Below are 4,099 nucleotides of genomic sequence, written 5' to 3'. Positions count from 1 at the left end.
GTGCCCATCGCGCCGTGGCGCAGCAGCCTCATGTCGTCGATGCTGTCGGCGCCGGCGATCATGCCCGCGACCAGCGCACTGACTTTCGCTCCGGCGTTGGCGCCCTTGTCGGTCGGCACGCTGAGGTCTCGTCAGTCAAAGTCTTGAGACCGCACTGCTGGGCCAACGCGGCGATCGAGACCAGCCCGGCGCACGACACCAGGTTCGGTCATCGAAGATCGCCGACGCGACGGGCCGAGTATGAGATAGTTGCATCTACGAGATGCCCTTCGTAGTGGCCGAATTTGATCCTAGAGAAATCTCATTCTCTCACTACGACAGGGCATTTCACTGATTCAACCCGCCCCAGACACCACCTCAATCGGTGAATCCAGGCTTAACGACGGACGATATTCGGGTAAAGATCCGCGGCGCGGACACCCCGCGCCCCAAGCAGTGCGAGACCGCGATGGGAGGAGTTGCCCGCGAGACACGCGGATGCCCATGGAATCTGCGCGCACGGCCTCGCCGATGATGGCGCAGGGGAACGGTCCTTCAGTGCCATCGCCGATGCGATTTGCGAGAAGGCGAGAAGGGCCCGAAGACCAGCCGGCTGGACGCTGTGATTTCGTTGTGCCTAGCGAGCTAAGCGCGCGGGGCGGCCCGTCTTCTTGGTGGCGGTCTTCGACTCTTTGGCGTCGCTGTCGGTCTTGCGGTGGGCGGCGAGAAAGTCATCGACGATGTTCACGCAGTCATTGTGAGTGATGGTGCGAAGCCCGGTCATTCGGGCGAAGGCGAGTGGTCCGACGAGTTGGCAGAGCGCCAGTTCCCGGTCGAAGTCGTCGAGTTCGGATTGTGCTCTCGGGCTAGTGAGTATGGCGTCAAATGGTTGACGGTACTGGTCAACAACTCGGGCCCGTAGCGCCCCGGATGTGTGGCGCTCATCCGCTTCGTTAGTGGAGCCGGTGGGCCCCAATGAGAGCCACGCGAGTGTCGTGACATGCAGCGGTGCGTCGTTGAAGAGTGCGGCTTGGCGGCTGAGCAGTTCGATCAGCTGCTCACGGAGGGGGCCGCTGGTCGGTGCCGGAGTTGTCACTTGCGGAAGTAGGCGTTCGAACGTGGCTGCGAGCAGATGCGACGAACTGTGGAAGTGGCGGTACAGCGTGGTTCGGGCCACTTTGGATGCTTTGGTGACGGCATCGATAGTGACCGCTTCCACCCCACCGGTGCTCAGTAGCGTTGCCGCAGCATCCAGCAGCCGGGTGCGTGACCGGATGCGCCGCGGGTCCACGTCGTCGTCAGGGACTGGCGCTGACTCACTGTTGCTCACTCATCCACCTCGGGCGGTCGATTTTCACGCGATGCTGTCCTGGCAGTCTAGCAGTGTGGTACTAACGGTATCGAAGCGAAACTGACAGTATTGGAGCGTGATGGTGCCCGGAAGCGCATCGCTGCCGGAGCGGTTACCTTCGCACACAACGACGTGCATGGGTTGCGGCCCGGACAATCCCCACGGACTGCGTTTGGTGGTGCACCGCAGCGGCGACGCGGTGTACTCCGATGTGACGTTCGACGAGCGCCACATCGGGGCTCCAGGCCTGGCCCATGGCGGAGCCGTGGCGGCCGCGTGCGATGACGTCTTGGGCTTCACATTGTGGGTCGCCGGCACCCCGGCGGTGACTCGCAGCCTGACGGTGGAGTATCTGCGGCCGGTGCCGCTGCATCAGCCCCACCGGATTACTGCCCACATCGCCTCTCGTGAAGGACGGGCGCTGCACGTCACGGCGACAGGCACTGGTGAGCGTGGGATCACCCGCTTCACCGCCAATGCAGTGTTCGTCGCCGTCAGCCCCGAACACTTCGCCGCACACGGCGATGTCAGCGCTTTCGGCGATCTCCTGGAGCAGTTCGCGCGCCGCGGCGGTCTCGACCCAGAGCCGTCATGACTTTCCCCCAGGCTCGCAGCCACGGGACGTCAACCACGGACAAACCACCGACGCACTGACCGCTGCCGCCGCGATCTACGCCTACTTCACCGACTTCCTCGCCGACCGCCGCAAGAACCCCCGCGAGGACCTGATGTCGGCGTTGGCCAACGCCACAGTCGACGGGATCGGAGTGACCGACGAGGAAGTCCTCGGCTTCTGCGCGCTGCTGCTCGTCGCGGGCTACGAGACCACCACCAATCTGCTGGGGAACTCCGCGGTCGTGCTGGCCCAGCATCGGCAAACCCGCCGACGCCTGGCCGCCGATCGAACACTGTTGGGGCCTGCGGTCGAGGAGTTGCTGCGTTACGACTCACCGGCACAGGGACTTTCACGAACCCTGACCTGCGACGTCACCCTGCACGACACGACGATGCGTCAAGGTGAGAAGGTGTTGCTGTTGTTCGGGTCGGCCAACCGCGACGAGCGTGCCTTCCCCGATCCGGACGTGTTCGACATCGAGCGAACCAGTGAGCACCAGGTCGCCTTCGGTCGCGGCATTCACTTCTGTCTGGGTGCGGCGCTGGCGCGGATGGAGGCCCGCATCGCTCTGGATGCGTTGTTGGACAGGGTGCCCTGACTGGGAGGTCGATCTTGAATCGGCGCGGCGGCTGCGGTCCGGGCCGATCCGGGGCTACACATCGCTGCCCATCACTTGGACCACACCGGTCTAGCTAGACATCCCAGGTGCGTAAGTTGTCAAGCGGCGTCGGCGGTTGGGGTGTTCTGGCGGTGTGACCAAGCCTTCTGCTCGTCGTATGTTGTGTGGTGGCGTAGGCAGCCGTGGAGGATGCCGACGAGGCGGTTGCCGACGGCGCGTAGGGCTTGGTGGTGGAGGTCGCCGGCGGCTCTGTGCTGGTCGTAGTAGGCGCGGGCTCCTGGGCTGCGGGTGATCGCGCAGAACGCCCATTGGTCGATGGCGTCGTAGAGGCGTCGGTTGCGGACGTGGCGGGCCAGCACGGCGCGTTTTTTGCCCGACGCGACGGTCAGCGGTGACGTTCCTGCGTAGTTTTTGCGAGACTTGGCGGTGGTGTAGCGAGTGGGGTCGACCCCGGACTCACCGAGCACCCGGGCGCCGAGTACGACACCAAGTCCTGGCAGGGAGCGGTAGATGTCGGCGTCCGGGTGCGTCTCAAAATGCGTCGAAAGCTTGGCCTCCAGATCGCTGATCTGGTGGTTGAGCTCGATGATGATGCCGACCGCGGCGCGGGCGGTCGCCCCGAATGCCGCACTGACAGAGGCGGGGGCGGCGAGTTGCTCGCGACGCAGCATGTCTTGAATCTGCAGGGCTCGGGCGTCGAGGTTTCGGCTTTGAGAGCTGACCGGATCTTCGACAGGCTCAAGCGAGCGCCCTGAGCGGGTGTCGCGGCACGACCGAGCACGGCCAGTGCGTCGCGGTCGGCCAGGTCGTCGAACGCGGCCAACGCGGCCAACGCGGCCGGGTAGTACTCGCGCAGCGCCGAGCGCAGCGCGTTGGTTTGCCGGTTGCGGGTCCAGATCAGGTTCTGGTGCCCACGCGCCAGCACTTTGATCGCCTCGGCGTCGGAGCTGTCCCCGGCGATCGGGCGATGGTTGTGGCGGTCGGTGCGCACCAGGTCGGCCAGAAGTTTCGCATCCCCGGCGTCGGATTTCGCTCCGGAGACATGGTGAGGGTCCGGTAGCGGGCGACCGCGAGCGGGTTGACCGCATACACCTGGTAACCGGCCGCGACCAGCGCGTTGACCCACAAGCCCCGATCGGTTTCGATGCCGATCACGACCTGGTGGGGATCCTGGGCGTGGGTGGCCACGATGTCGTGGAATCCGCGGATCCCGGGTAGCCCTTCGGGCAGCCGACGTGTGGCCAGCCGCTTGCCGTTTTCGTCCATCACGTGGATGTCGTGATGATCCTCGGCCCAATCGTCGCCAACGAAGACCATCGATCACCTCCTATGTCGAATGGGTGGAACCTGTGCGAGCCCAAGGCAACCCGGCGGCGACCTAATGGATCAGTGCTCGGCCCGGCACGACGAGGTTGTCCCGAGTCTCGTAGAAGTTGAGGTGGCGGTCCCCTGCTCGAAACCTGCCGTGTGGTAGGTATCGGGCGTTCCGCCAAGAACTCCTACAGCAAGGGGACCACCATGAAGAAGAGTAACC

Annotated in this window: 2 protein-coding genes and 3 pseudogenes; 2 read left to right on the top strand and 3 right to left on the bottom strand. The window is 64.7% G+C overall.

Annotated elements, in window-relative coordinates; all coding sequences use genetic code 11:
• Both WA944_RS10155 and WA944_RS10150 read right to left on the bottom strand, forming a co-directional pair.
• A pseudogene (locus WA944_RS10155) lies at positions 1–255 on the bottom strand (IS1380 family transposase); the annotation flags it as partial.
• Positions 256–616: 361 nt separating this feature from the next.
• Complete coding sequence (locus tag WA944_RS10150; protein ID WP_526372635.1) at positions 617–1,309, bottom strand: TetR/AcrR family transcriptional regulator; 693 nt, start codon at positions 1,307–1,309, stop codon at positions 617–619.
• A gap of 100 nt (positions 1,310–1,409) precedes the next feature.
• On the opposite strand from WA944_RS10150, the gene WA944_RS10145 reads away from it, so the two are divergent.
• Entirely contained in the window at positions 1,410–1,925 is a 516-nt protein-coding gene (locus WA944_RS10145) for a PaaI family thioesterase (RefSeq protein WP_526372636.1), read from the top strand.
• A 34-nt stretch (positions 1,926–1,959) separates the two neighbouring features.
• Positions 1,960–2,638 (top strand): annotated as a pseudogene (locus WA944_RS10140) (cytochrome P450); the annotation flags it as partial.
• 25 nt (positions 2,639–2,663) lie between these two features.
• Here WA944_RS10140 and WA944_RS10135 read toward each other — a convergent pair.
• A pseudogene (locus tag WA944_RS10135) lies at positions 2,664–3,882 on the bottom strand (IS110 family RNA-guided transposase).
• Positions 3,883–4,099: the final 217 nt, after the last annotated feature.

The sequence above is a fragment of the Mycobacterium sp. genome, assembly GCF_049683355.1.
Lineage (GTDB): Bacteria > Actinomycetota > Actinomycetes > Mycobacteriales > Mycobacteriaceae > Mycobacterium.
This window is presented reverse-complemented; position numbering and strand designations above follow the sequence as displayed.

Bases quoted from the DNA above. Each gene is read 5' to 3' on its own strand.
- WA944_RS10145 (WP_526372636.1), top strand. From the start codon at position 1,410: ATGGTGCCCGGAAGCGCATCGCTGCCGGAGCGGTTACCTTCGCACACA.